At 71.0% G+C, this 26,682-nt stretch carries 24 protein-coding genes and 1 pseudogene; 20 read left to right on the plus strand and 5 right to left on the minus strand.

Features of this window, described 5'->3' with window-relative positions; translation table 11 throughout:
- Window positions 1-60: 60 nt before the first annotated feature.
- Complete coding sequence (locus IF64_RS0119245) at window positions 61-702, minus strand: hypothetical protein (protein ID WP_030533542.1); 642 nt, start codon at window positions 700-702, stop codon at window positions 61-63.
- Window positions 699-2,429 (minus strand): PHP domain-containing protein, encoded by a 1,731-nt coding sequence (locus IF64_RS0119250; protein ID WP_030533543.1) that lies wholly within the window; start codon window positions 2,427-2,429, stop codon window positions 699-701. Before IF64_RS0119250 ends, IF64_RS0119245 begins: the two co-directional genes overlap by 4 nt.
- Before the next feature lie 174 nt (window positions 2,430-2,603).
- Between IF64_RS0119250 and IF64_RS0119255 the strand changes: the two genes are divergently transcribed.
- Entirely contained in the window at window positions 2,604-3,059 is a 456-nt protein-coding gene (locus tag IF64_RS0119255) for an SRPBCC family protein (RefSeq protein ID WP_030533544.1), read from the plus strand.
- Window positions 3,060-3,177: 118 nt separating this feature from the next.
- Here the strand turns inward: IF64_RS0119255 and IF64_RS0119260 are convergent, their stop codons facing one another.
- Window positions 3,178-4,560 (minus strand): cation:dicarboxylate symporter family transporter, encoded by a 1,383-nt coding sequence (locus IF64_RS0119260; protein WP_084705974.1) that lies wholly within the window; start codon window positions 4,558-4,560, stop codon window positions 3,178-3,180.
- A gap of 358 nt (window positions 4,561-4,918) precedes the next feature.
- On the opposite strand from IF64_RS0119260, the gene IF64_RS0119265 reads away from it, so the two are divergent.
- Both IF64_RS0119265 and IF64_RS0119270 read left to right on the plus strand, forming a co-directional pair.
- Complete coding sequence (locus IF64_RS0119265) at window positions 4,919-6,553, plus strand: sensor histidine kinase (RefSeq protein WP_030533546.1); 1,635 nt, start codon at window positions 4,919-4,921, stop codon at window positions 6,551-6,553.
- A 26-nt stretch (window positions 6,554-6,579) separates the two neighbouring features.
- Window positions 6,580-7,314, plus strand: coding sequence for a response regulator (locus tag IF64_RS0119270; protein ID WP_030533547.1), 735 nt, complete (start codon window positions 6,580-6,582; stop codon window positions 7,312-7,314).
- On the opposite strand, the gene IF64_RS0119275 is transcribed toward IF64_RS0119270, so the two are convergent.
- Entirely contained in the window at window positions 7,287-8,186 is a 900-nt protein-coding gene (locus IF64_RS0119275; protein WP_169741960.1) for an aminoglycoside phosphotransferase family protein, read from the minus strand. The genes IF64_RS0119270 and IF64_RS0119275 overlap by 28 nt on opposite strands.
- A 90-nt stretch (window positions 8,187-8,276) precedes the next feature.
- Between IF64_RS0119275 and IF64_RS0119280 the strand changes: the two genes are divergently transcribed.
- The gene (locus IF64_RS0119280; RefSeq protein WP_030533549.1) at window positions 8,277-8,672 is read left to right on the plus strand and encodes a RidA family protein; all 396 of its coding nucleotides are present in this window, start codon (window positions 8,277-8,279) and stop codon (window positions 8,670-8,672) included.
- A 68-nt stretch (window positions 8,673-8,740) separates the two neighbouring features.
- Here the strand turns inward: IF64_RS0119280 and IF64_RS0119285 are convergent, their stop codons facing one another.
- Window positions 8,741-9,124, minus strand: a complete 384-nt coding sequence (locus tag IF64_RS0119285; RefSeq protein WP_030533550.1) for a DUF1844 domain-containing protein — start codon at window positions 9,122-9,124, stop codon at window positions 8,741-8,743.
- 226 nt (window positions 9,125-9,350) lie between these two features.
- Between IF64_RS0119285 and infC the strand changes: the two genes are divergently transcribed.
- The 16 genes and pseudogenes from infC (at window position 9,351) to tyrS (ending at window position 26,512) form a co-directional block, all read left to right on the plus strand.
- Window positions 9,351-9,974, plus strand: a complete 624-nt coding sequence (gene infC, locus IF64_RS0119290) for a translation initiation factor IF-3 (protein ID WP_145600750.1) — start codon at window positions 9,351-9,353, stop codon at window positions 9,972-9,974.
- 106 nt (window positions 9,975-10,080) lie between these two features.
- Entirely contained in the window at window positions 10,081-10,275 is a 195-nt protein-coding gene (gene rpmI, locus IF64_RS0119295) for a 50S ribosomal protein L35 (protein WP_030533552.1), read from the plus strand.
- A gap of 62 nt (window positions 10,276-10,337) precedes the next feature.
- Window positions 10,338-10,715, plus strand: coding sequence for a 50S ribosomal protein L20 (gene rplT / locus IF64_RS0119300; RefSeq protein ID WP_030533553.1), 378 nt, complete (start codon window positions 10,338-10,340; stop codon window positions 10,713-10,715).
- A gap of 32 nt (window positions 10,716-10,747) precedes the next feature.
- A complete protein-coding gene (locus tag IF64_RS0119305; protein WP_048807047.1) occupies window positions 10,748-11,512 on the plus strand; it encodes a TrmH family RNA methyltransferase in 765 nt (254 codons plus the stop codon).
- Window positions 11,513-11,662: 150 nt separating this feature from the next.
- Window positions 11,663-12,730, plus strand: a complete 1,068-nt coding sequence (pheS, locus tag IF64_RS0119310; protein WP_030533555.1) for a phenylalanine--tRNA ligase subunit alpha — start codon at window positions 11,663-11,665, stop codon at window positions 12,728-12,730.
- Between the two features lie 70 nt (window positions 12,731-12,800).
- Window positions 12,801-15,491, plus strand: coding sequence for a phenylalanine--tRNA ligase subunit beta (gene pheT / locus IF64_RS0119315; protein ID WP_030533556.1), 2,691 nt, complete (start codon window positions 12,801-12,803; stop codon window positions 15,489-15,491).
- A 143-nt stretch (window positions 15,492-15,634) separates the two neighbouring features.
- Window positions 15,635-16,669 carry an N-acetyl-gamma-glutamyl-phosphate reductase gene (gene argC / locus IF64_RS0119320; protein ID WP_030533557.1) on the plus strand — a complete coding sequence of 345 codons (1,035 nt, stop codon included), beginning with the start codon at window positions 15,635-15,637 and terminating at the stop codon, window positions 16,667-16,669.
- Window positions 16,666-17,817, plus strand: a complete 1,152-nt coding sequence (argJ, locus tag IF64_RS0119325) for a bifunctional glutamate N-acetyltransferase/amino-acid acetyltransferase ArgJ (RefSeq protein WP_030533558.1) — start codon at window positions 16,666-16,668, stop codon at window positions 17,815-17,817. The genes argC and argJ overlap by 4 nt, the downstream gene beginning before the upstream one ends.
- Window positions 17,814-18,740 (plus strand): acetylglutamate kinase, encoded by a 927-nt coding sequence (gene argB / locus IF64_RS0119330; RefSeq protein WP_030533559.1) that lies wholly within the window; start codon window positions 17,814-17,816, stop codon window positions 18,738-18,740. The genes argJ and argB overlap by 4 nt, the downstream gene beginning before the upstream one ends.
- Window positions 18,740-19,987 carry an acetylornithine transaminase gene (locus IF64_RS0119335; RefSeq protein ID WP_051757997.1) on the plus strand — a complete coding sequence of 416 codons (1,248 nt, stop codon included), beginning with the start codon at window positions 18,740-18,742 and terminating at the stop codon, window positions 19,985-19,987. The genes argB and IF64_RS0119335 overlap by 1 nt, the downstream gene beginning before the upstream one ends.
- 77 nt (window positions 19,988-20,064) lie before the next feature.
- Window positions 20,065-20,991 carry an ornithine carbamoyltransferase gene (argF, locus tag IF64_RS0119340; RefSeq protein ID WP_030533561.1) on the plus strand — a complete coding sequence of 309 codons (927 nt, stop codon included), beginning with the start codon at window positions 20,065-20,067 and terminating at the stop codon, window positions 20,989-20,991.
- Between the two features lie 49 nt (window positions 20,992-21,040).
- Window positions 21,041-21,535, plus strand: a pseudogene (locus IF64_RS0119345) (arginine repressor); the annotation flags it as partial.
- Between the two features lie 24 nt (window positions 21,536-21,559).
- Window positions 21,560-22,999, plus strand: a complete 1,440-nt coding sequence (gene argG, locus IF64_RS0119350; RefSeq protein ID WP_030533563.1) for an argininosuccinate synthase — start codon at window positions 21,560-21,562, stop codon at window positions 22,997-22,999.
- Window positions 22,999-24,447, plus strand: a complete 1,449-nt coding sequence (gene argH, locus IF64_RS0119355) for an argininosuccinate lyase (protein ID WP_051757998.1) — start codon at window positions 22,999-23,001, stop codon at window positions 24,445-24,447. Before argG ends, argH begins: the two co-directional genes overlap by 1 nt.
- 115 nt (window positions 24,448-24,562) lie before the next feature.
- On the plus strand, window positions 24,563-25,189 hold the full coding sequence (locus IF64_RS0119360; RefSeq protein WP_030533565.1) for a DNA-3-methyladenine glycosylase: 627 nt from the start codon (window positions 24,563-24,565) through the stop codon (window positions 25,187-25,189).
- Window positions 25,190-25,237: 48 nt separating this feature from the next.
- A complete protein-coding gene (gene tyrS / locus IF64_RS0119365) occupies window positions 25,238-26,512 on the plus strand; it encodes a tyrosine--tRNA ligase (RefSeq protein WP_030533566.1) in 1,275 nt (424 codons plus the stop codon).
- The last annotated feature ends 170 nt before the right edge of the window (window positions 26,513-26,682 follow it).

Below are 26,682 nucleotides of genomic sequence, written 5' to 3' on the forward strand. Positions count from 1 at the left end.
GGCGGCGTTCGCACCGCGGGCGAACGCCGCCCCTCAACAGCCTCAGTAGCCTGAGTCGTGTCAGGCGTGGTCGGCGCAGCAGGGCGTCGGGTTCGGGACCTCGAACGGGACGTAGATTCCCGGCCCGGCCGGGGAGACCGCGAGCGTCAGCACCCCGTTGCTCCATTCGGGACGCACGTGGTCGCGCGTGCGCAGCACCGCGTCCGGCTCGGGCTCGCCGCCCCCGAGCACGGCGAGCCCGTCGATCGCCGACCCGTTCAGCACCCGCGACACCGGCACCTCACCCGTCAGCGACCCCACCCCGGCGAAGACCACCGCTCGTCCGTCGGTGCGTGCGGCCGCCTCCGCGGCCCGCTCCGCACTGGCGCCGGGCACGGCCTCGGTGTCGACCGTTCGGTCGCCGAGGGACACCGCCGCGGGAGTGCCGGCCCCGAGCGTTTCGAGCGCCGAGAGTGCGTCGGCCGCCCCCGCGGGATCGCCCAGGTCGGCGGGGAGGCCGCGCAGCGACACGGCCACCCGGCCGGCGACGAAATGGGTGCACACCAACAACGACGCGTGCGCGTGGCCCGCATCCGGCGGCATCACGTGCTGCGCCCAGCGTGCTGCCAGGTGGTCGGCCTCGGCCAGCGTCCTGCAGTTCGCGTCCAGCCCGAGCACGACGGCCCCACTCGCCGGCGCCGCACTCGCCGGGCCTGCGTTCACAGGGGAAGAGCCCACAGCGGGTTGCTGTAGAACCACAGGTCCTCCCACGGGTCGGAGTCGGCCATGACGTCCATCTTCGGTCCGTGGGGGTCGATGTGTTCGCCCAGCAGACCCGGTGCCGACCGTTTGCCGTCGGTGCCGCGGAGTCGCACGTAGCACGGCTGGTCGAGCCGGCCCAGCGAGTACGTCAGTGTCACCGTGCCGCTCGTCTTCTCGATCTCGAACGAACGCGCGACCTTCGTGTCGGGTGTGGTGAACGCGTCGGCGTCGTCCACAGGGCCCGTCACGCTGCCGCGAATGACGTCGACGCGGGCGAGCTTCGGCACGAACTGCGCCCAGTTCGGCGTGTCCGCGAGGCGGATGGTGACGGCCAGCTCGACCGGTGTGCCCCGCCGCGCGTGGAGCATGCCGCCCAGCGGCACCGCGCGCTGCGGTCCGCGCCCGGCCGTCCGCAACGACACGTCGAGACCGGCGATCAGCCCGCCGTGGTCCACCCACACGCGTCCGGCGCGGATGCCCTCCATGACGGCGGCGTAGTCGAACCCGCGCGCGCCGACGTGGGTGCGGCTGTAGTAGCCCGGCCAGAAGTCGCCCTCGGTGAAGTCGGGCCCGCCCGAGTACACCGGGTCGGCGTGCTTGCCGTGCTGTTCGTAGTGCTCGTCCGGGGCTCCGCGCTTCGCGGTGTCGCCGATCACATGGTGGGAGTCGGAGTTGGCGGTGATCCACCACGGCTTGCCCTCGGCGAGCAGGCTGTCCCACAGCCCGCCGACGGTCGAGGTCATCCAGTCGAACCCGCCGAACGTGCGGTAGCTCTCCAGCGGGTAACCGGGGAACGAACCGGCTCCGGGGCTGTTGTCGTAGAGCCCCCGGGCGCGGGCCATGCCGTACGGTTCCGGCAGTCCCGCGGCCTGGTGGCCGGGCGCGCCCTCCATGCCGACCGCGATGTGCGGGGCGGCGTCGCGCCATCCGCGGATCTCGTGCGGCGCGTCGATGCCCTTGCGTGACGGGTGGTTGGCCAGGAACAGCGCGTCCTGCAGGCGTTTGCTCTTCACCGCGTCGGACAGGAAGTTCACGCCCGCGATGGCGAGCGCCTCGTTCTGGGGCGTGCTGTCCTCGGCGTCGGCGACCTTGCCGTCATAGGAGTTCTCGAACTCCTTGAGCACGTCGACCTCGTTGCGGCCGGGGTGGACGAACACGGTGCCGTGCTCGGCGGCCGGGATGTTCCACTCCAGGCCCTGGAACACCAGGGTGCCGCGGACGGACTCGCGGGCGGCGACGATGTCGGGGTTGACCTTCTCGACGCCGATCTTCGCGTGGGTGACGTTGCCGTGGTCGGTGATGACCATCCAGTCGAGGCCGTAGGCGTTGCCGTGCCGCACCTGGTCGATGACCCGGTACTTGCCGTCGTTGCTGTACTGCGTGTGGATGTGGTGGTCGCCTGCCAGCCACTGGAGGCCGCCGCGGTAGGCCGATCCGGTCTCGGCCTTCGCCGCGGCCTGCGGCGTCGCCAGCACGTTGCCCGCGGCGAGCCCGGCGCCGAGCAGTCCCGCTCCGCGCAGCATCGACCGGCGCGACAATTCGGCCTGGCTCAGTTCCGTGTCGGGAACGGACAGATCCGCCGACGGTGGCAGCTCGGCCGGGTCGCTGCCGGTGCCGTGGGTGTGCGGGTGCGCGTGGGTGTGCGGGTGGGGATGGGCGTGAGGATGCGCATGGTGGTGATCCGACATGCGTTCAGGTTCATATGTTCCGGTGAATTCCGGCGAAATGCGCGGCAACGCCGAAACGTAACGACCGCGCACAGTGAGCTGACACCCCGAAGCCGATACCCCCGGCGCCGGCACGCCACGAGTTGACGGCCATGAGCTGAGCCGCGAGCCGGGCCCCGCTGACATAATGGGCGCGTGCCGCTGAACAGCTACCAGTTCCGCACGACGTGGTCGCTGCCGTCGCCCGCGGACGCGGTGTTCGCGGCGCTCGTCGACCTGGCCCGCTATCCCGAGTGGTGGCCCGACATCCGGTCGGTGACGCAGGTGGACGACGACACCGCTGAACTCGTCTGCCGGGCGAGCCTGCCGTTCGCCCTGCGGTTGCGGATGACACGTGTCGAGGAGAACCGGCCGGGCGGCCGCGTCGCGGTGGCCCTGTCGGGCGATCTGGAAGGCATGCTCAGCGGCAGACTCGAACCCCGGCCCGGCGGGACACGACTGGCCATCCGGCAACGGGTGGTCGCGCACAAGCCCGTGCTGCGCAGGCTCTCGCCGGTGGCCCATCCGGTGTTCCGCATCAACCACGCGCTGATGATGCGCCGGGGACTGCGCGGACTGCGGACCCACCTGACCCGTCCGGAGCCCGCCTGACCGCGGACATGGAACCGCGCCGGTGCGATCCGTTTCGGGGGTACGGACCGCACCGGCGCGGTGGTGGCCCCGCGCGCGCCGGGGGACGGGCACACGCGGGACCGGGCTCTGCGCCCGCTCAGACGGTGGCGGGCTGCTTGTCGTGGCGGGCCTGGCCGCCGTCGGAGCCGCCGGAGCCATCGGAACTGCCGGAACCGCCGGTGCCGGAGGAGTCGCCGCCTTCGCCGGAGCCGTGGCCGTCGTCGACGAGCGTGGCCTCGTTGAACGGGTCCTGTTTGGCCAGAACCCGGTTCAGCTGGTCGCGGTCGAGACCACCGGTGACCGATCCGATGAGGACGGTCGCGACGGCGTTGCCCGCGAAGTTCGTCAGCGCGCGGGCCTCCGACATGAACCGGTCGATGCCGAGGATGAACCCGACGCCGTCGACCAGTTCGGGCCGGTGCGACTGCAGACCACCGGCGAGGGTCGCGATGCCCGCGCCGGACACGCCCGCGGCCCCCTTCGAGGCGATGATCATGAACACCAGCAACGAGATCTGCTCGCCGATCGACAGCGGGCTGCCCTGCGCCGTGGCGATGAACAGCGTCGCCATCGTCAGGTAGATGGCCGTGCCGTCGAGGTTGAACGAGTAGCCCGTCGGCACCGTGATGCCCACGACCGGCTTCGACACGCCCAGGTGCTCCATCTTCGCGATCAGTCGCGGCAGCGCCGATTCGGACGACGAGGTCGACACGATGAGCAGGAATTCCCTGCCGAGGTAGGCGAGCAGCTTGAAGATGTTCACCCGCGCGCCGAGCCACAGCACCGCGCCGAGGACGACGAAGATGAACACCAGGCACGTCAGGTAGAAGCCGATCATGATGACGGCGAGGCTGCGCAGTGCGTCCCAGCCGGTCTCACCGACGACCGCGGCGATCGCGCCGAACGCGCCCACCGGGGCCGCCCACATGATCATGGCGAGCACCCGGAACACCAGTCGCTGGATGTGCTCGATCCCGCGCAGGACCGGTTTTCCGGCATCGCCCATCTTCTGCAGTGCGAAGCCGGCCAGCAGCGCCACCAGGAGCGTCTGCAGCACCGAGCCGTCGGTGAACGCCGAGACCATCGACTCCGGAATGATGCCCAGCAGGAAGTCGACCGTGCTCTCGTTGCCCTCGGAGGCCTGGCTCTGGACCTCGGACACCGCGTTCGGGTCGAGGTGCATGCCCTCGCCGGGGTGCAGGATGTTGCCGACGACGAGCCCGATCCCGAGCGCGAACGTCGACATCAACAGGAAGTAACCGACGGCCAGCACGCCGACCTTGCCGACGCTCGCCGCCTTGGCGACCGATCCGATGCCGAGCACGATCGTGCAGAAGATGATCGGGCTGATCATCATCTTGATCAGATCGACGAAGCCGCTGCCGAGCGGTTTCAGATTGGTCGCGAAGTCGGGGAACGCGAAGCCGACGACAATGCCCAGTACGACCGCGGCGATCACCGCGATGTACAGGTAGTGCATCTTGTCGCGGCGTTTCGGGGCCTGGGGCGCCGTCGTGGACGGTTCAGGCAACGTTGCCTCCTCACGGAAGTCGCCTGCGGTGCGGCCGCACGGGTACGCGGTCCGTCACCGGACGAACGCGCAGCACCGCGTGGGGATCACCGCCAGATTCCGGACGACTATCGGCGCGGGGGACGGGCGAGGTCCACCTTGTGTTCATTTCGGTCGCGAGACGGGCGTCGTGGCGGCCGTGATGTCATGGACGGGCTGGGCTCGTGCGGCTGGGCTCGTGGGGCTGGGCGTTGCTGCAGGGACGAGAGGACGAGAGGACGAGGTGTCGACGGGGTGATCACGTGAGGGATCGGTGCGGGTGCGTCCGGTGACGACGCGGCGACGTCGGGCCGAGCGCCGGAACTGGAGTCTGGCGCGGCAATTGCTGGCGCTGCAGCTCGTCGTGGTGACGGCGCTCGTCGCGGTCGGTGCCGTACTGGCCTATGTGGACGCCTCGCAGGCGGTGCGGGACAAGGCTGCCGAGGAGGTGATGTCGGTCGCGGCGACCCTGGCCGACTCGCCCGACGTCCGGGATGCCGTGACCGGGTCCGAGCCCAGTCGCACCCTGCAGCCGTTCGCCAATCGGGTGCGGGCCGACACCGGGATCGACTTCATCACGATCATGGACACCGACCGGACCCGGTTCACGCACCCGGATCCGCGGCGCATCGGCGAACCGTTCATCGGCACGATCGGTCCGGCACTGCAGGGAAGACTGTTCACCGAGACCTACACCGGCACGTTGGGTCCCTCGGTGCGCGCGGTCGCCCCCGTGCGTGCCGACGACGGACGCGTGGTCGCGCTCGCCGCCGTCGGCATCACGGTGGAGGCGATCTCGGCGGAACTGGCGAGCAGGCTCGTCGTGGTCGCCGCCGTCGCCGGCGGAGTGCTCGTCGTCGGCGGGGTCGGCAGCTATCTCGTCAGCAGGCGCCTGAGCAGGCAGACCCGCGGCGTGGCGCCCGCGGAGCTGTCGTCGATGTTCGAGTACTACGAGGCGATCCTGCATTCGGTGCAGGAGGGTCTGGTCCTCGTCGGCCGGGACGGGCGCGTGGTGCTGTGCAACGACGCGGCCGGTGTGCTGCTGGGCCTGCCCCGGGACCCCGTGGGCAGTCCGCTGGCCGATCTCGGCCTGGCCGCCGATCTCGAGCGGACCATGACGTCGGGTGAGCCGTGCACCGACGAACTCCACGTCACCGACACCCGCGTGCTGTTGGTCAACTCGGTGCCCGTGCGCTCGGGCGACCGGGCGATGGGCACCGTGGTCACGTTGCGCGACCACACCGACCTGCAGACGCTCACCGGCGAACTCGACACGGTACGCGGATTCGCCGAATCGCTGCGTTCGCAGGCCCACGAGTCGGCCAACCGGTTGCACGCCGTGGTCTCGCTCGTCGAACTCGGCCGCAGCGAGCAGGCGGTGGAGCTGGCGACCGCGGAGCTGGAGACGGCCCAGCAGCTCACCGACCGGGTCGTCGGCGCGGTCGCCGAACCGGTGCTGGCCGCGCTGCTGCTCGGCAAGTCGAGCGAGGCGGCCGAACGCGGCGTCGACCTCACCCTCACCCCGGACAGCTCGATGGACGACTCCGCGCCCGGGCTCTCCTCGCGCGATCTGATCACGATCCTCGGCAACCTCATCGACAACGCCGTGGACGCCGCGATCGACAACGCGGGCGAACGGGCCCCGCGCGTCACCGTCACGGTCCGCTCCGACCCGGGTGAGCTGGTGCTGCGGGTCGCCGACAGCGGTCCCGGCATCGCCCCCGACCTGCTGCCCGGCATCTTCCGGCGGGGATGGTCGACGAAACCGGGAGGCAGCGCGGGCGAACGCGGCCTGGGCCTTGCCCTCGTCGGCCAGGCGGTGCGCCGCTGCGGCGGGAGCATCGATGTCACCGGCGACGACGGTGCGGTGTTCACGGTGCGGCTCCCGGAGCGGCCCGAATCCGGTGGCTCGCCGCCTGGGTGACGAGCCGCCGGTAGGGTGATTCCAGGATGATTGCGGTTCTGGTGGTGGAGGACGATCCCGTCGCGGCCGACGCCCACCGTGCGTACGTGGAGCGTGTGGCCGGCTTCACCGTCGCCGGGGTCGTCCATTCCGGTGCCGAGGCGGTGCGGTTCTGCCGCGCCCATCCGGTCGATCTGGTGCTGCTGGACTTCTACCTGCCCGACACCCACGGACTGGCCGTGTGCCGCACGCTGCGCGCGGAGGGCAACACCGTCGACGTCATCGCGGTCACCTCCGCCAGGGATCTCGGTGTCGTGCGGGCCGCGGTGTCCGCGGGCGTCGTGCAGTACCTGCTGAAACCGTTCACGTTCGCCACGCTGCGGGACAAGCTGGAGAGCTACGCGCGGTTCCGGGACAGCGTCGCCCGGTCCGGCCAGGTCGGCGGTCAGGCGGAGGTCGACCGCATGCTCGCGACGTTGCGCACCACCGACCACGCCTCGCTGCCGAAGGGTATGAGCGGCGAGACCCTCGACGCCATCAGCGCCGTGCTCGCCGAGGCCGCACGTGGCGGCACGGAGGACGGCCAGGGTCGCGGCGGCGACGCGGATTCCGACGGCGGCATGTCGGCGGCCGCCGTGGCCGAGGCCACGGGCGTCGCCAGGGTCACGGCGCGGCGCTACCTCGAGTACCTCGCCGACAACGGACTGGCCCGCCGTCAACCGCACTACGGCGGGGTCGGCAGACCCGAGGTCCGCTACACGGCCATGTCCCGGAACGCCTGACGGCGCTCGGTGGCGGCCTCGGTGGCGGCCAGCCGAGCCGCGAACGCCCGGCACCACGCCCACAACCGGTCGGGGTCGACGTCGAGCGAGGCAGCCAGCTCCTCGGCCGCGGCGCGCCACCGGGCGGGGACGCCGAGCACGACCCAGTCGATCGCGTCGGACGCCGGATCGGCCAGGCTGGGCCGAGGGTCGATCGCGACGAGGCGGCGCTGCGGGTGCTCCGGTGCGCGCCCTGGGGTGAGCACGTTGCCCGGGTGCAGGTCGCCGTGGGCCAGGACCAGACGTGGTGGATCGCCGGCGAGCTCGGCCGCGAGCGCCCGCCCGCGTGCGAGGGCCGCGGCGAGCTGCGTGTCGCCGGCCGCGCGGCGAGTCCACAGTGCGAACAACTCGTCGGTGCGCGCGGCGGCCGAACCGATGCCCCCGGCCGCGGCCTCGTCGGCGAAGCCGGGTGGGTGCAGTGCCTGGATCAGCGCGGCGACCTCGGTGAGCGGGGCCGGTTCCGCCTGCTCGGCCAGCGGTGTCTCGGGGGTGATGGCCTCCAGCAGCAGTGCCCCGGTGCCGGCGGCGTACACGGCGGGGACCCGGCCGGTCGGCGCCCACACCCGCAGCGCGGTCGCCTCGGCGCTCGCGATCGCCGGATCCGGGGTGAGCTTGAGGATCGCCGGCTCGTGCGCACGCCCTGCGCGTCGGCACCGCACGACGAGGGACGTGTTGCCGCTGCCCACCGGCTCGCCGAGCTCCAGCTCCCAGTCGTGGGCCAGCCCGCGCAGCACCGACGGCAGCTTGGCCCACCAGGCCGCCACGTCGGCGCCGAACCGCGCGCGGAGGCGTTCACGCGTGGCCGTGGCACGCGGTGCGGACAGGTCCACCACCGGACCTCCGATCTGCCGGGCTGGCCTCTCCTACGCCGGCATCTCCTAGGCCGGCATCTCCTACGCCGGCATCTCCTACGCTGGGCGGCCATGACGAGCATCAGCACCGACCGGGCGCCGAAGCCGGTCGCCAACTACTCGCAGGCGCGCCGCAAGGGCAACATCGTCCAAGTGGCCGGGCAGGTCGGCATCGACCCGGCGGCCGCAGATAGCGGCGCCGTCCCGGGCGGGGTGGGCGCGCAGACCCGTCAGGTGCTCGCGAACATCGCGGCGATCCTCGACGAGGCCGGGTCGAGTCTGGCCGACGTCGTCATGCTGCGCGTCTACCTCACCGACCCGGACCACTTCGGCGAGATGAACGAGGTCTACAACAGTGTCCTCGCCGACACCGTGCCGGCAGAGCAGTTGCCCGCCCGCACCACCGTCTACGTCGGCCTCCCGCCGGGCTTCCTCGTCGAGATCGACGCCCTGGCCGTCCTCGACTGAAAGCTCCCAAGGGCCCCATAGTTGCGTTCAACGCGACTATGGGGCCCTTGGGAGCACCAAATCGGGGGTCAGTGCACGGGGCCCGTGTACTTCTCGCCGGGGCCCTGACCGGGAGCGTCGGGGACGGCGGAGGCCTCGCGGAAGGCCTTCTGCAGGGACTGCAGGCCGTCGCGCAGGGGAGCGGCGTGCACACCGAGGTACTCCGCCGACGCCGTGACCAGGCCGGCCAGCGCGGTGATGAGCCTGCGGGCCTCGTCCAGGTCGCGGCGCGGGCTCGTCTCCGGGTCCTCGTCCGAAAGGCCCAGCCGTTCGGCCGCGGCGGACAGCAGCATCACGGCGGCACGGCTGATCACCTCGACGCTCGGGATGTCCTCGAGTGCGCGCACGTCGTCCTGGTCGTCGGTGGCGGGATTACCGCCGGTGTTCGGTGCGTTGAAAGAGTCGTCGACCACGTCTGGTACCCTTCCATGTGCGACCAGCTCCCGAGCCATCGGGGGCCGCAAGTGGAGCCCCGCTCCCACCCGAGTCGCCGCCCGTACAAGGCGGCCGGGTCCGGTCCCGCCTCGTCCTTCGGAACGGACGTCGGCGGAACGCCTCGCAGCCACGCTGCAGGCCGTGATCGGATTGATGGGCCCCGCGCCGAGGTACTCGACAGTACCGGTGTCCGGGGCCCGTGGTATGTGGGCACTGTGGGCACCAGGGTCGAACGAGAACTGGCGACACTTGGACCAAGGAGGCCCCATCAGCTCCGAGACGCGCATCAATGAGCGCATCCGAGTCCCCGAGGTTCGCCTCGTGGGACCGAACGGCGAGCAGGTCGGCATCGTCCGCATCGAGGACGCGCTGCGACTCGCCGAAGAGGCCGATCTCGACCTCGTCGAGGTGGCCCCGCAGGCGCGGCCGCCGGTAGCCAAGCTCATGGACTTCGGAAAGTTCAAGTACGAGTCCGCGCAGAAGGCTCGCGAATCGCGCCGCAACCAGCAGCTGACGGTCATCAAGGAACAGAAGCTGCGCCCGAAGATCGACCAGCACGACTACGAGACGAAGAAGGGGCACGTGTCCCGCTTCCTCGCTCAGGGCAACAAGGTCAAGGTCACGATCATGTTCCGCGGCCGTGAGCAGTCCCGCCCGGAACTCGGGTTCCGGTTGCTGGAGAAGCTGGCGGAGGACGTGTCCGACCTCGGCTTCATCGAGTCGAAGCCGAAGCAGGACGGCCGCAACATGATCATGGTGCTGGCGCCGCACAAGAACCCCAAGGCGAAGTCGAAGGCGACGAAGGAAGCCGAGGGCGCCGAGTCCTGACCCGGCGCGGATCATGGCCCGCCGCTCCGGTGCTCCCGGGCACCGGAGGGTGGCAACGTGTGCAGCACACCGCGAGTCGGTGTGCTGCCGTTCGAAAGAGGGAAGAATGCCGAAGAACAAGACGCACAAGGGGACGGCCAAGCGCGTCCGCGTGACGGGTAGCGGCAAGCTCCGCCGCCAGCGTGTCGGTCGCCGGCACCTGATGGAGCACAAGCCCACCAAGCTCACCCGTCGCCTCGAGGGCACGACCGACGTCGCCGCTTCTGACGTGCGCCGCGTCAAGAAGCTCCTCGGTCGCTGACCTTCTCGCACTCGCCGTAAGCCCGGGGCGCCTGTGCGCCCCCCGAACGACAGGATGGATTCGTGGCACGCGTCAAGCGGGCGGTGAACGCCCAGAAGAAGCGTCGCGCAACTCTCGACATGGCCAGCGGATACCGCGGTCAGCGTTCGCGGTTGTATCGCAAGGCCAAGGAGCAGACGCTCCACTCGTTCCAGTACTCGTACCGGGACCGTCGTGCCCGCAAGGGTGACTTCCGTCAGCTGTGGATCACCCGGATCAACGCGGCCGCGCGGCAGAACGGCATGACCTACAACCGGCTCATCCAGGGCCTGAAGGCCGCCGGTGTCGAGGTCGACCGCAAGATCCTGGCGGAGCTGGCCGTCAACGACGCCGAGGCGTTCGCCTCGCTGGTCGAGGTCGCCAAGCAGAACGTCAACACCGACGAGAAGAAGTCGGCCTGAGCACGCGCGCTACACGACCCGGGGCTGTCACCGTGTTCACGCACAAGACGCCCCGGGTCGTTGCTGCTCGGCGCCTGACGACCCGGTCGGGGCGGGACGACGCCGGCCGGTTCCTCGCCGAAGGCGCACAGGCGGTCCGTGAGGCCCTGCGGCACGGCACGGTGCACGAACTGTTCGTCACCGAGGCAGCGGCGGACCGGCACGCCGACCTCGTGGCCGAGGCCCCGAAGGTCTCGTTCGTCGACCGGCGCGCCGCCGAACTGCTGTCCGAGACGGTCTCGCCGCAGGGGATCGTGGCCGTGTGCGACACCGTGACGGTGCCGCTGGAGACGGCACTCGCGGACGGGCCACGTCTCGTCGCCGTGCTCTGCGGTATCGCCGATCCGGGCAACGCGGGCACGGTGCTGCGGGTGGCCGACGCCGCCGGCGCCGACGCGGTCGTGTTCGCGGGCGAGACCGTCGACGTGCACAACGGCAAATGCGTGCGCGCCTCGACGGGCAGCCTGTTCCACCTGCCGGTCGCGCGGGAACGGGACGTGCCCGCGGTGCTCGAGGCCTGCCGTCGCGCCGGTCTGCGCACGCTCGCGACCGACGGCTACGCCGACCACGAGCTCACCGACGTCGACCTCGACGGGCCGATCGCGTGGGTGTTCGGCAACGAGGCCCACGGGCTGCCCTCCGACGTCGTCGCCGCGGCCGACGACGCGGTGCGCGTACCCGTGCACGGTCAGGCAGAGAGCCTGAACCTCGCCACCGCGGCGGCGGTGTGCCTCTACGCCCGCATCGTGCGCGGCTGAACGCCGCCGCCCGGACACCGGCTGCTGACCGAGGGTGACCGCCGGTCGCGGGGGAGCGGTTGCTTAGAATCAGGACCCGATTAAGCGTCGTGCGGTGCGGCGGGCACGTCCCGAGCACCGGCGATCTCACCAGCTCCACGCCGAGGAGACATGTCCGAAGCCAGCGATAAGCAGTCCTCCAGCGGGAGCGAGGCGCTCGCTCCCGAGACGTTGCAGGCGGCGGTGGCCGAGGCCGAGAAGGCCTTCGCCGCGGCGGGCGATCTCGACGAGCTGGCGGCGGTCAAGCCGGCGCACCTCGGCGACCAGGCGCCCGTGCCGCTGGCCAAGCGAGCCATCGGATCGCTGCCCAAGGAGGAGAAGGCCGACGCGGGCAAGCGCGTCAACCAGGCACGTCAGGCGGTGCAGTCCGCCTACGACGAGCGGCTGGCGGTGCTCAAGGCCGAACGCGACGAGCGGGTGCTCCGCGAGGAGGCCGTCGACGTCACGCTGCCGTGGGACCGGATCCCGCGCGGTGCCCGCCACCCGGTGACGACCATCGCCGAACGGATCTCCGACGTCTTCGTCGGCATGGGCTACGAGGTCGCCGAAGGGCCCGAACTCGAGGCCGAGTGGTTCAACTTCGACGCGCTGAACTTCGGCAAGGACCACCCGGCGCGGCAGCTGGCCGACACGTTCTACGCGGGTGCGGACGACTCGAACCTCGTGCTGCGCACCCACACCTCGCCCGTGCAGGCCCGCACCCTGCTGCACCGTGATCTGCCGGTGTACGTCGTGTGCCCGGGCCGGACGTTCCGCACCGACGAACTCGACTCCACCCACACCCCGGTGTTCCACCAGGTCGAAGGCCTGGCCGTGGACAAGGGACTGACGATGGCGCACCTGCGCGGCACGCTCGACGCGTTCGCCAAGGCGATCTTCGGCGAGGAGTCCGGTACCCGGTTCCGGCCCCACTTCTTCCCCTTCACCGAGCCGTCGGCCGAGGTCGACGTCTGGTTCCCGGAGAAGAAGGGCGGCGCAGGCTGGGTCGAATGGGGCGGCTGCGGCATGGTCAACCCGAACGTGCTGCGTGCGTGCGGTGTCGACCCCGAGGTCTACTCGGGTTTCGCCTTCGGCATGGGCCTCGAACGAACCCTGATGTTCCGCAACGGCATCCCCGACATGCGGGACATGGTGGAGGGTGACGTCCGGTTCACGGTCCCGTTCGGCACGGAGACGTGATGGGCCGCGTCTCGTCCCACCACCGGATCGGAACCCCGATGCGCCGGCACCGCAGCACCAAGGAGGCGTAGTGCGAGTCCCCGTCAGCTGGCTGACCGAGCACCTCGAGCTCGGCGACGACGTCACCCCCGACAGGCTCGTCGAGGCGTTCGTGAACCTCGGCGTCGAGGTCGAGGGCGTCGAACAGGTCGGCAACGTCACCGGGCCGCTCGTGGTGGGCAGGGTCGCCGAGATCGAGGAACTCACCGAGTTCAAGAAGCCGATCCGGTACTGCCGGGTCGAGGTCGGCGGCCCCGAGGACCCGGCGGAGGATTCCGCCGACGCTGAGGACGACACTGCTGCCGGCGCTGCCGGCGACGGTGACGATGGCACGGCCGACGGCGGTGACGACGCCGACAGCGCCGAGACCGACGCCGCTTCCGGGAACGCCGACGGCGCGGAGACCGGCACCGGCGACACCGACACCTCCGGCGGCACGGCCGATCTCGGCGGGGGGCTGCCGCAGCCGCGGACCAACGGCATCGTCTGCGGTGCCCGCAACTTTGCCGAGGGCGACCTCGTGGTCGTCGCGCTGCCTGGCGCCGTGCTGCCCGGCGACTTCGCGATCAGCGCGCGGAAGACCTACGGCCGGGTCAGCGAGGGCATGATCTGCTCGGCCAAGGAACTCGGCATCGGCGAGGACCACTCGGGCATCCTCGTCCTGCCGCCCGGAACGGCCGATCCGGGCGACGACGCGCGCGAGATCCTCGACCTGGACGACACCGTCCTGGACGTGACGCCGACACCCGACCGCGGCTACGCCCTGTCGATCCGCGGACTGGCACGCGAGCTGTCGTGTGCGCTGGACGTGCCGTTCGGTGATCCGGCGCGGGTGGACGTACCCGAACCCGAGGGCGAGGCGTGGCCGGTGCGGGTCGAGGACCCGGAGGGCTGTCCCCGGTTCGTGCTGCGCCGGGTCACCGGCCTCGACGCGGGTGCGCCGACGCCGTGGTGGATGCGGCGCAGGCTGCTGTTGGCCGGGATGCGGTCGATCTCGCTGGCCGTCGACGTCACCAACTACGTCATGCTCGAGCTCGGGCAGCCGTTGCACGCCTTCGACACCGGCTCGATCAAGGGCGACCTGGTGGTGCGCAGGGCCGCCGAGGGCGAGACGCTCACGACCCTCGACGACGCCGAGCGCGCTCTCGACCCGGACGACGTGGTGATCGCCGACGACACCGGCGTCATCTCGCTGGCGGGCACCATGGGTGGTGCGACCACCGAGATCAGCGCCGAGAGCACCGATGTCCTGCTCGAAGCTGCGCACTGGGATCCGGCGTCGATCAGCCGCACCGCGCGCAGGCACAAGCTGTTCTCCGAGGCAGCGAAGCGGTTCGAGCGGTTCGCCGATCCGCAGCTGTGCGAGGCCGCGCTCGAACGGGCCGCGAAACTGCTGCGTCAGTACGGCGACGGCAGCATCCAGCCGGGGCGCACCGTGGTCGGCGAGGCCGCACCGATGCCGGCGGTCACGATGCCGATCAACCTGCCCGACAAGGTCGCCGGCGTTCGCTACGAGCGGGGTGTCACGGTCGGCAGGCTCACCCAGATCGGGTGCAAGGTCTCCATCGACACCGCCGACGACGGCACCACACTGGTCAGCGCCGTGCCGCCGAGCTGGCGCAGCGACCTGGTGCAGCCCGCGGACCTCGTCGAGGAGGTGCTGCGGCTCGAGGGCTACGACAGCATCCCCTCGGAGTTGCCGCCCGCTCCGGCGGGGCGTGGCCTGAGCGAGGCACAGCGCAGGGAACGCGCCGTGTCGCGCTCGCTGGCCGAGGCCGGGTACGTCGAGGTGCTGCCGTTCCCGTTCGTCTCGGAGTCGGTGTGGGACCGGTTCGCGTTGCCGGCAGACGACGAGCGCAGGCGGACCGTCGAGGTGCGCAACCCGCTGGAGGCCGACAAGAACCGGCTCACCACGACGCTGCTTCCCGGACTGTTGGAGACGTTGCAGCGCAACATCTCCCGCGGTTCGCGCGACGTCGCCCTGTTCCACATCGGACAGGTCGTGCTGCCGGGCGAGGACGGCGGTGCCGCACCGGACCCCGGTGTCGCGGGCAGGCCCGACGACGAGCAGCTCGCGGCGCTCGAGGCCGCGGTGCCGCATCAGCCGCGGCACGTCGCGGTCGTGCTGTCCGGTCGCCGGCTGCGTGACGGCTGGTGGGGCCAGGGCGAGCAGGCGGGCTGGGCCGATGCGATCCAGGCCGCGAGGCTCGTGGCCCAGGCGGCGAAGACCGAACTGCGGGTCGAGGCCGACGACGTGCTGCCGTGGCACCCGGGCCGCTGCGCCCGGCTGGTCGCGGGCGAGTCGACGATCGGGCACGCGGGCGAGCTGCACCCGAAGGTGCTGGAGGCGCTCGAACTGCCGCCGCGCACTGTCGCGATGGAACTCGACCTCGACGCGTTGCCGCTGCGCGAGGTCCGCCCGGCCCCGTCGATCTCGGCGTTCCCCCCGGTGCTGCTGGACGTGGCGCTGGTGGTCGCCGACGACGTGCCGTCGGCCGACGTGGCCGACGCGCTGCGGTCCGGCGGGGGCGAGCTGCTCGAGGACGTCACGCTGTTCGACCTCTACACCGGTGAGCAGGTCGGGGAGGGCAAGCACTCGCTGGCCTACAAGCTGCGCTTCCGTGCCGGCGACCGGACGTTGACCGTGGAGGAGGCCACCGAGGCGCGGGACGCGGCCGTCGCGGCCGTGACCGAACGGTGCGGAGCCACCCTGCGCGCCTGACACCCTGGGCACGTGCTCCCAAGGGCCCCATAGTTGCGTTCAACGCAACTATGGGGCCCTTGGGAGCTTTGTCGTTCACCTGGTGGTGGGGTCGGCGACAGGGCGTTTGTATTGAGCTTGCATGGTCATGCATAATCATTCGTATGACGGTGAAGGTTGCGGTGGCGGGTGCCACCGGATACGCGGGAGGCGAACTGCTCCGCCTGCTGCTGGCGCACCCTGAGGTCGAGATCGGGGCGCTGACGGCGGCCAGCAGTGCGGGTACCCCACTGGGTCAGGCGCAACCCCACCTGGCTCCGCTCGCCGGCCGGATCGTCGAGGAGACGTCGGCCGACACGCTCGCGGGTCACGATGTCGTGTTCCTGGCGCTGCCGCACGGCCATTCGGCCGCGATCGCAGACCAGCTCGGTCCCGACGTGCTCGTCGTCGACATGGGCGCCGACCACCGGCTCGCCGACTCCGCGGACTGGCAGCGCTGGTACGGCGGGGACCACGCGGGGACCTGGCCCTACGGCCTGCCGGAGCTGCCCGGCGCTCGCGAGCGACTGCGTGCGACGACGCGGGTCGCCGTGCCCGGCTGCTTCCCGACGGGCGGCTCGCTGGCGTTGGCGCCCGCGTTGTCGGCCGGCCTCGTCGAACCCGACGTGACGATCGTGTCCGTGACCGGCACCTCGGGCGCAGGCAAGAGCCTCAAACCGCACCTGCTCGGCTCCGAGGTGATGGGCAACGCCAGCGCCTACGGGATCGCCGGTGCACACCGGCACACGCCCGAGTTCGTCCAGAACCTCAGCGGCGCGGCGGGCAGGACCGTGACGGTGTCGTTCACCCCGGTACTGGCCCCGATGCCGCGCGGCATCCTCACCACCGCGAGCGCGCCCCTGACCGGCGACACGGAGACCGGTGAGGCCGCTGTTCGTGCCGCCTACGAGAAGGCCTACGCCGACGAGCCGTTCGTGCAGCTGTTGCCGGAGGGACAGTGGCCGACCACCGCGGCGACCGTGGGATCGAACACGGTGCAGCTGCAGGTGGCCGTCGACGCCGACGCCGGACGACTCGTGGTCGTGGCCGCGATCGACAACCTCACCAAGGGCACGGCGGGTGGAGCCGTCCAGTCCATGAATCTCGCGCTCGGTCTCGACGAGACGGCCGGGCTGCCGACCGCGGGGGTGGCACCGTGAGCATCACGTCTCCGAAGGGGTTCCGGGCCGCGGGCGTCACCGCCGGGCTCAAGGCCAGCGGCAAGCCCGACGTCGCGCTCGTGGTCAACGACGGACCCTCCGACATCGCCGCCTGCGTCTACACGAGCAACCGGTGCAAGGCCAATCCCGTGTTGTGGAGTGAGCAGGTCACCGCGGACGGCAGGGCCAAGGCGGTCGTGCTGAACTCCGGCGGGGCGAACTGTTACACCGGGCCCGAGGGTTTCCAGACCACGCACGCGAGCGCGGAACTGGTCGCCGAACGGCTCGGGCTCGGCGCCATCGACGTCGTGGTGTGCTCGACCGGGCTCATCGGCGAGCAGCTGGAGCGCGACCGGCTCACCGCCGGGATCGAGGCCGCGGCGGGGGAGCTGTCGGCCGAGGGCGGCGGCGCGGCGGCCGAGGCGATCATGACCACCGACACCCACAGCAAGGAGTCGCTGCGTTCCGGCGACGGGTGGAGCATCGGCGGCATGGCCAAGGGTGCCGGCATGCTGGCACCGGCGCTGGCGACGATGCTCGTGGTGATCACGACGGACGCCGAACTGGATTCCGCGGCGGCCGACCGCGCACTGCGGGCGGCGACGCGCGTGACGTTCGACCGGCTCGACTCGGACGGCTGCATGTCCACCAACGACACCGTGCTGCTCATGTGTAGCGGTGCCAGCGGGGTGGCCGCCGACGAGGCCGCGTTCACCGAGAAACTGACAGAGGTCTGCCACGACCTGGCGCAGCAGCTGCTCTCGGACGCCGAGGGGGCCGACCACGACATCGCGATCGAGGTCGTGGGTGCGGCTTCCGAGGACGACGCCGTCGAGGTGGGCCGGTCGATCGCGCGCAGCAACCTGTTCAAGGCGGCGATCTTCGGCAAGGACCCGAACTGGGGACGCATCCTCGCCTCGGTGGGCACGACGAGTGCCGAGTTCGAACCGTCCGCTCTGGACGTCGCCATGAACGGGGTGTGGATCTGCCGCGGCGGGGAGCCGGGTGACTCACGCGATCTCGTGGACCTCGACGCGCGGGCGGTCAGCGTGACCGTCGACCTCAAGGCGGGCACGGAGTCCGCCACGATCTGGACCAACGACCTGACGCACGCCTACGTGCACGAGAACTCGGCGTATTCGACATGAGTGATCCGGAATCCCTGGTCCCCGCCGACGAGCGGCTCGCCACGGCGGCCGAGAAGGCGGGGGTGCTGATCGAGGCGCTGCCGTGGTTGCAGCGGTTCCACGGCGCCACGGTGGTCGTCAAGTACGGCGGCAACGCCATGGTCGACGACGAACTCAAACGCGCCTTCGCCGAGGACATGGTCTTCCTGCGGCTGGCGGGTGTGCATCCGGTGGTGGTGCACGGCGGCGGGCCGCAGATCAACTTGATGCTCGACCGTCTCGGTATCGAGGGCGAGTTCAAGGGCGGACTGCGGGTCACCACGCCGGAGACCATGGATGTGGTGCGCATGGTGCTGGTCGGACAGGTCAGCAGGGAACTCGTGGGCTTGATCAACGCCCACGGTCCGTACGCGGTCGGCATCTCCGGCGAGGACGCGCGGCTGTTCACCGCCGAGCGCAAGCAGGCCACCGTCGACGGCGAGAGTGTCGACATCGGACTCGTCGGCGAGGTCGCCGGCGTGAACCCGGATGCGGTGCAGGACATCGTCAACGCCGGCCGCATCCCGGTGGTGTCGACCGTCGCGCCGGACGCCGACGGTGTCGTGCACAACGTCAACGCCGACACCGCGGCCGGTGCGCTGGCCGGTGCGCTCGGCGCGGAGAAGCTCGTCGTGCTGACCGACGTCGAGGGCCTGTACGCGAACTGGCCGGACCGGTCGTCGCTGATCGACCGGATCGGGGTGAGCAGGCTCAACGCGATGCTGCCCGAGCTGGCCAGCGGCATGATCCCGAAGATGGAGGCGTGCGTGCGCGCGATCCACGGCGGTGTCCGGCGCGCACACGTGATCGACGGGCGCATCCCGCACTCGGTGCTGCTCGAGGTGTTCACCGAACGCGGCATCGGCACGATGGTCGTTCCCGACGGGGCGCAGGAGGTCTCGTGATGTCCAATCAGGACCAGCAGCGGCGGTGGCAGGCCGCGATGATGAACAACTACGGGACCCCGCAGCTGTCCCTCGTGCGCGGTGAGGGCGCCGTGGTGTGGGACGCCGACGGCAACAGCTACGTCGACTTCCTCACCGGTATCGCGGTCAACGCGCTCGGGCACGCGCACCCGGCTGTCGTCGACGCCGTGACGCGGCAGGTCGCCACGATCGGCCACACGTCCAACCTGTACATCAACGAACCCGCGCTGACCCTCGCCGAACGACTGCTGGAAGTGTCCGGTGTGGACGCAGGCAAGGTGTTGTTCTGCAACTCCGGCGCGGAGGCCAACGAGGCGGCGTTCAAGCTCACACGCAGGACCGGGCGCAGCACCGTCGTCGCGACCGACGGCGGGTTCCACGGCCGCACGATGGGTGCGCTCGCGCTCACCGGCCAGCCAGGAAAGCGGGAGCCGTTCGAACCGCTCGTACCCGGCGTCCGCCACATCCCGTACGGCGACGTGGCCGCCCTCGAGGCAGCGATCGACGACGACACGGCCGCGTTCGTCGTCGAACCGGTCCAGGGGGAGAACGGCGTCGTCGTGCCGCCGGAGGGGTACCTGGCCGCCGCGCGCGAGATCACGAGCGCCCACGGCGCGTTGCTCGTCGTCGACGAGGTGCAGACCGGTGTCGGCAGGCTCGGCAGCTGGTTCGGCTTCCAGCAGGCGGGCATCACGCCCGACATCGTCACGCTCGCGAAGGGACTCGGGGGCGGGCTTCCGCTCGGCGCCTGCCTCGCCTTCGGCGCGGCGGCCGAGTTGTTCGAACCGGGCCAGCACGGCACGACGTTCGGTGGCAACCCCGTGTGCTGCGCCGCCGGGCTGGCCGTGCTCGACACGATCGCCTCCGACGGCCTGCTCGACCGCGTGGCGGCACTCGGCAAGGAGCTCACGTCGGGGATCGAGGGACTCGAGCACGCCCTCGTCGACGGTGTCCGCGGCGCGGGCGTACTGCTCGGGGTGCAGCTCACCGACACGGTTGCGGCGAAGACGGCCGCCGCGGCGCAGAAGGCGGGATTCCTCGTCAACCCGATCCAGCCCGACGTGATCCGGCTGGCACCGCCGCTGATCACCTCGCGCGAGCAGGCGGACCGGCTGGTGGCCGCGCTGCCCGCCGCGCTCGACCGTGCTGCCGAGGAGAGGGCCGCCGAGGAGAAGGCCGCCGAGGAAACAGAAGAGAAAGCCGCCGGGGAGAACGCAGCCGGGTAGCCAGGCCCGGCCCGACCGCACTCACCGGCACCGCTCCCACCGGACCAGGCCCGCCAGGGCGACAACGAAGGACTGACATGCCACGCCATTTCCTCCGGGACGACGACCTGACGCCCGCGGAGCAGACGGAGATCCTCGACCTCGCCGACACGCTGAAGAAGCAGCCCCACGGCGACCAGCTCGCGGGGCCGAAGGCCGTCGCCGTGATCTTCGAGAAGAACTCGACCCGCACGCGCTTCTCGTTCGAGGTGGGCATCGCGCAGCTCGGCGGGCACCCCGTGGTGGTGGACGGGCGCAGCATGCAGCTCGGGCGCGAGGAGACGATCGAGGACACGGCCCGGGTGTTGTCGCGGTACGTCGACGCGGTCGTCTGGCGCACGTTCGCCCAGGCCCGCATCGACAAGCTGGCCCGTGAGGCCACGGTCCCGGTGATCAACGCGCTCACCGACGAGTTCCACCCGTGCCAGATCCTCGCCGACCTGCAGACCGTGCGGGAACGCAAGGGCAGCCTGGCCGGGCTGACGCTGACCTATCTCGGCGACGCGGCCAACAACATGGCGCACTCGCTGCTGCTCGGCGGTGTCACCGCGGGCATGCACGTGCGTGTGGCCGCGCCCGAGGGATTCCACCCGGTGCCGTGGATCCTCGAGGCCGTGCACAAGCGGGCCGCCGAGACCGGTGGCAGCGCTGCGGTGCTGACCGACCCGCATGCGGCGGTCGACGGGGCCGACGTCGTGACGACCGACGCGTGGACCTCCATGGGCCAGGAGAACGACGGCAAGGACCGGGTCGCGCCGTTCCGCCCGTTCCAGGTCAACGAGGAGCTGCTGGCCCGCACCGGCAAGGACACCATCGTGTTGCACGATCTGCCCGCGCACCGCGGCTGGGAGATCACCGACGAGGTGATCGACGGCCCGGCCAGCGCGGTGTGGGACGAGGCGGAGAACCGCCTCCACGCCCAGAAGGCGCTGCTGACCTGGCTGATGGCGAAGGAGAACGTGTGAATCGCCGCGACGTGACCCACCCGGCCCCGGCACGCCACGGGCGGCAGCGACGATGAGTCTCTCGCGGGTCGCACGGCAGGCGCGGATCGCCGAACTCGTGTCCACGATGGCCATTCGCAGCCAGACCGAACTGGCGAAGCTGCTGGCCGCCGAGGGCGTCGAGGTCACGCAGGCCACGTTGTCGCGCGACCTCGACGAGCTGGGTGCCGTGAAGCTGCGGGGCGCCGACTCCGGTGCTCCGGTGTACGTCATCCCCGAGGACGGCAGCCCGGTCAAGGGCGTGCAGGGTGGCACGTCACGGCTGTCGCGACTGCTGGGCGAGTTGCTCGTGTCGGCGGAGGGGTCGGCGAACCTGACGGTGGTGCGGACCCCGCCCGGCGCCGCGCAGTTCCTGGCCAGCGCCATCGACCGCGCGGCGCTGGCCGAGGTCCTGGGCACCATCGCGGGCGACGACACGCTCATGGTGATCGCGCGGGACCCCGACGGCGGCCCCGCCCTGGCCCGCCTGCTGTCCGACCTGGCCGACGGCCACACCCCCGACTGATCCGGACGTGAGGAAGTAGAAGCAATGAGCAAGGTTCTGATGTCCCTGCCCAAGGGGGAGCGCGTCGGCATCGCGTTCTCCGGCGGCCTCGACACGTCGGTGGCTGCGGCGTGGATGCGCGAGAAGGGCGCGATCCCGTGCACCTACACCGCCGACATCGGCCAGTACGACGAGGACGACATCGCGGGTGTGCCCGACCGCGCGAAGGAGTACGGCGCCGAGATCGCCCGCATCCTCGACCTCAAGCCGCAGCTGGTGGAGGAGGGCCTGGCCGCGCTCGCGTGCGGTGCGTTCCACCTGCGTTCCGGCGGCCGCGCTTACTTCAACACCACGCCGCTGGGCCGCGCCGTGACCGGCACGATGCTGGTCAGGGCGATGCAGGCGGACGGCGTGGACATCTGGGGCGACGGGTCGACGTTCAAGGGCAACGACATCGAGCGCTTCTACCGGTACGGCCTGCTGGCCAACCCGGACCTGCGGATCTACAAGCCGTGGCTGGACCCGGACTTCGTGCGCGAGCTCGGCGGCCGGCAGGAGATGAGCGAGTGGCTGACCGAACACGGTCTGCCGTACCGCGACCCCGCGGAGAAGGCGTACTCGACCGACGCCAACATCTGGGGTGCCACCCACGAGGCGAAGACCCTCGAGCACCTCGACGTGTCGCTGGAGACGGTCGAGCCGATCATGGGGGTGCGGTTCTGGGACCCGGCCGTGGAGATCCCCACCGAGGACGTCACCGTGCGGTTCGAGGCGGGCCGTCCCGTCGCGATCAATGGGCGGACGTTCGACGACCCGGTGGCCCTCGTGACGGAGGCCAACGCGATCGGCGGCCGGCACGGGCTCGGCATGTCCGACCAGATCGAGAACCGGATCATCGAGGCCAAGTCGCGGGGCATCTACGAGGCGCCCGGCATGGCGCTGCTGTGGATCACCTACGAGCGGCTGCTCAACGCGATCCACAACGAGGACACCGTCGCCAACTACCACAACGAGGGCCGCAAGCTCGGCAGGCTGCTCTACGAGGGCCGGTGGCTCGACCCGCAGGCGCTGATGCAGCGCGAGGCCATCCAGCGGTGGATCTCGTCGCTGGTCACCGGCGAGGTCACGCTGCGGCTGCGCCGCGGTGAGGACTACACGATCCTCGACACCCAGGGCGCCAACTTCTCCTACCACCCGGAGCGGCTGTCGATGGAACGCGTCGAGGGCGCGGCCTTCGGCCCGACCGACCGCATCGGCCAGCTGACGATGCGCAACCTCGACATCGCCGACTCCCGCCACAAGCTCGAGTTCTACGCCGAGCAGCCGTTGGACCAGGGACAGGTGCTCGTCGAGAACGGCACGCTGTTCGGCGAGCTGCCGTCCGGCGGTGCCGACCGCATCACCGACAACCCGGACGTCTCGACCGACGCCGCCGAGACGCCGACGCCCCTCGACGAAGCAGCGATGGAGTACGGAACCGACTGATGAGCTCCAGCGACAACCACACCGGCACGGGAACCGAGGGCGTCAAGCTGTGGGGCGGGCGCTTCGCCAGCGGGCCCGCCGAGGCGATGGCGGCGTTGTCGGCGTCGACGCACTTCGACTGGGTGCTCGCGCCGTACGACATCGCGGGCTCGCGTGCCCACGCGCGCGTACTGCACCGGGCGGGCCTGCTGTCCGACGCCGAACTCGACGGCATGCTCACCGCGCTCGACACGCTCGCCGAGGACGTCGCCTCCGGCGCGTTCACCCCGACGATCGCCGACGAGGACGTCCACACCGCACTCGAACGCGGACTGCTCGAACGTGCGGGTGACGAGCTGGGCGGAAAGCTGAGGGCCGGGCGTTCGCGCAACGACCAGGTGGCGACCCTGTTCCGCATGTGGCTGCGCGACGCGGCCCGGCGGGTGGTGACGGGCACGCTCGACGTCGTCGATGCCCTCGTCGCGCAGGCCCGCCGCTACCCGGACGCCGTGCTGCCCGGCCGGACCCACCTCCAGCACGCCCAGCCCGTCCTGCTGGCCCACCACCTGCTGGCCCACGCGCAGTCGTTGCTGCGCGACGTCGGCAGGCTGCGCGACTGGGACGCGCGGACCGCCGAGTCGCCGTACGGCTCCGGGGCGCTCGCCGGATCCTCGCTCGGACTCGACCCCGAGGCGGTCGCCGCGGAACTCGGGTTCGCGAGCAGCGTCGACAACTCGATCGACGGCACCGCCTCGCGGGACTTCGCCGCCGAGTTCGCCTTCGCACTGGCGATGCTGGGGGTCAACCTCTCGCGGATCGCCGAGGAGGTCATCCTCTGGAACACCGCCGAGTTCGGCTACGTGACGCTCGACGACGCGTGGGCGACGGGCAGCTCGATCATGCCGCAGAAGAAGAACCCGGACGTCGCCGAGCTCACGCGGGGCAAGGCGGGCAAGCTCATCGGCAACCTGTCCGGTCTGCTGGCGACCCTCAAGGCGCAGCCGTTGGCCTACAACCGGGACCTGCAGGAGGACAAGGAACCGGTCTTCGACTCAGTGGCGCACCTGGAGCTGCTCTTCCCCGCGTTGGCGGGCATGCTCGGCACGCTCACCTTCCACACCGACCGGATGGCCGAACTGGCCCCTGCGGGATTCACGCTCGCCACCGACATCGCCGAGTGGCTCGTGCGCAAGGGGGTGCCGTTCCGCAGCGCCCACGAGGCGGCGGGGGAGTGCGTCCGCGTCGCCGAGGCGCGCGGCGCCGGCCTCGACGAGCTGACCGACGACGAGCTGGCGGCGATCCACGCCGAGCTGACGCCCGACGTGCGCGAGGTGCTGACCGTCTCCGGATCGGTGTCCTCACGCGATGCCAAGGGCGGTACGGCTCCGCCGCGTGTGGCCGAACAGCGGGACCGCCTCGTCGAACGCGCCGCCGCCCACCGGGCGTGGGCAACCCCCAAGGCGCCGTGACACAAGGCTCCCGAGGGCCCCATGGTCGCGTTCAACGCGACCAATGTTCCCACCGCCGAGGCGCCGTGACGCAAGGCTCACGGCGCCTCGGCCCCGCCCCGTTACGCTGCTGAGCATGATCGACGAGGGTGTGGGTGTGGTCGGCCGGGACGAGCTGGCCGTCGATCCGGTCGCGCTCGCCCCGTGGTTGCTCGGCTGCGTGCTCGAATCCCACAGCGAGGAGGGCACGGTGCGGGTGCGGCTCGCGGAGGTCGAGGCCTACCGCGGTCTCGACGACCCCGCGTCGCACTGCTACCGCGGTCGGACGCCGCGCAACGACGTCATGTGGGGCCCCGCGGGACACCTGTACGTCTACTTCGTCTACGGCATGCACTTCTGTGCCAACGTCGTCGGCCTGACCGACGGCAAACCCGGCGCCGTGCTCGTCCGCGCCGGCGAGGTGCTCGAGGGGCAGGAGCTGGCGCGCACCCGGCGTCCGACGGCGCGCGGCAACGGCACGGTCGCGAAGGGACCCGCGGTCCTGACGTCCGTGCTGGGGCTCGACGCCGCCCACAACGGCATCGACCTCACCGACCCGGATTCGCCGGTGCGGTTGTGCCACGGCGACGACGTGCCCGCCGAGCGGATCCGCACGGGCCCGCGGGTCGGCGTGGCCGCGGCGCAGGACGTGCCGTGGCGGTTCTGGATCGACGGTTCCCCCGCCGTGAGCACCTACCGCAGGGGTGGCCGCGTCCGCCGGTAATCCGGTCCCGGCGACGTCGGCGCACCCCGAGCGGGGACAATGACCCCCGTGAGCGAGCACATTCTTGACGAGCTGACCTGGCGGGGACTGATCACGCAGTCCACGGATCTCGAGGCGCTGCGGCGCGATCTCGACGCGGGGCCGGTGGCGGCCTACATCGGTTTCGACCCCACCGCGCCGAGCCTGCACGCCGGTCATCTCGTCCAGATGCTGGTGCTGCGGCGGCTGCAAAACGCCGGCCACCGGCCGGTGTTGCTCGCCGGCGGTGGCACCGGGCTGATCGGCGATCCCCGTGACGTCGGCGAGCGGACGCTGAACTCCGAGGACACCGTGCGCGAGTGGGCGGAGCGACTGCGGGGCCAGCTGGCGCGGTTCGTCGACTTCGACCACGCCGACGTGCCTCCCATCGAGGTCAACAACCTCGACTGGCTGGGTGCGATGACCGTGCCGACGTTCCTGCGGGACGTCGGCAAGCACTTCTCGATCAACACGATGCTGGCGCGCGAGACCGTCAAACGCAGGCTCGACGGCGAGGGCATCTCCTACACCGAGTTCAGCTACATGCTCCTGCAGGCCACCGACTACCGGGAGCTGTTCGAACGCCACGGTGTCCGGCTCCAGATCGGTGGTTCGGACCAGTGGGGCAACATCGTCGCCGGTGTCGACCTCGTGCGCAGGGTGCACGGCGAGCAGGTGCACGCGCTGACGACCCCGCTCGTCACCGACGCCGAGGGACGCAAGCTCGGCAAGTCGACCGGGGGCGGCAACGTCTGGCTCGACCCGGAGCTCACGTCGCCGTACGCCTGGTACCAGTACTTCCTCAACCTGCCGGACGCGAGCGTCGTGGAGTACCTGAAGCTGCTGACGTTCCTCGACCGGGACGAGATCGCCGAGCTGGAGACCGCCACGGCCGAACGGCCCGCGGCGCGGCTCGGGCAGCGCAGGCTGGCGCAGGAGCTGACCGACCTGGTCCACGGCCCCGACCAGACGGCCCAGGTCGTCGCCGCCAGCCAGGCGTTGTTCGGCCGCGGGGAGCTCGCCGAGCTCGACGAGCCGACCCTGCGCTCCGCGCTGGCGGAGGTACCCGCGGGGGAGGTGTCGCTGTCGGACGAGCCGACGATCGTCGACGTCCTCGTGGCGACCGGACTCGTCGAGAGCAAGGGTGCGGCGCGGCGCACCGTCAAGGAGGGCGGTGCGTACGTGAACAACCAGAAGATCACCGACGAGACGTGGGCACCGTCGATGTCCGACGCGCTGCACGGACGGTGGCTCGTCGTCCGGCGCGGCAAGCGGAACCTGGCCGGTCTGCGCCTGCACGGCTGAAAGGCCCGCTGACCTGGGCTTTCGTCAAAAGGGGACCCCCCTGTTTTCGGGGGTTTGGGGAGCGTGTAATCTTCTCTTCGTCGCCAGGGAGACCGGGCAGACGAAAGCCGAAAGGCCGAGTCGCAAGCCCCGGGTTACCAGGCGAGGGGACATGAACCAAGCTCCCACGC

The organism is Prauserella rugosa (genome assembly GCF_000719975.1).
Taxonomy (GTDB): domain Bacteria; phylum Actinomycetota; class Actinomycetes; order Mycobacteriales; family Pseudonocardiaceae; genus Prauserella; species Prauserella rugosa.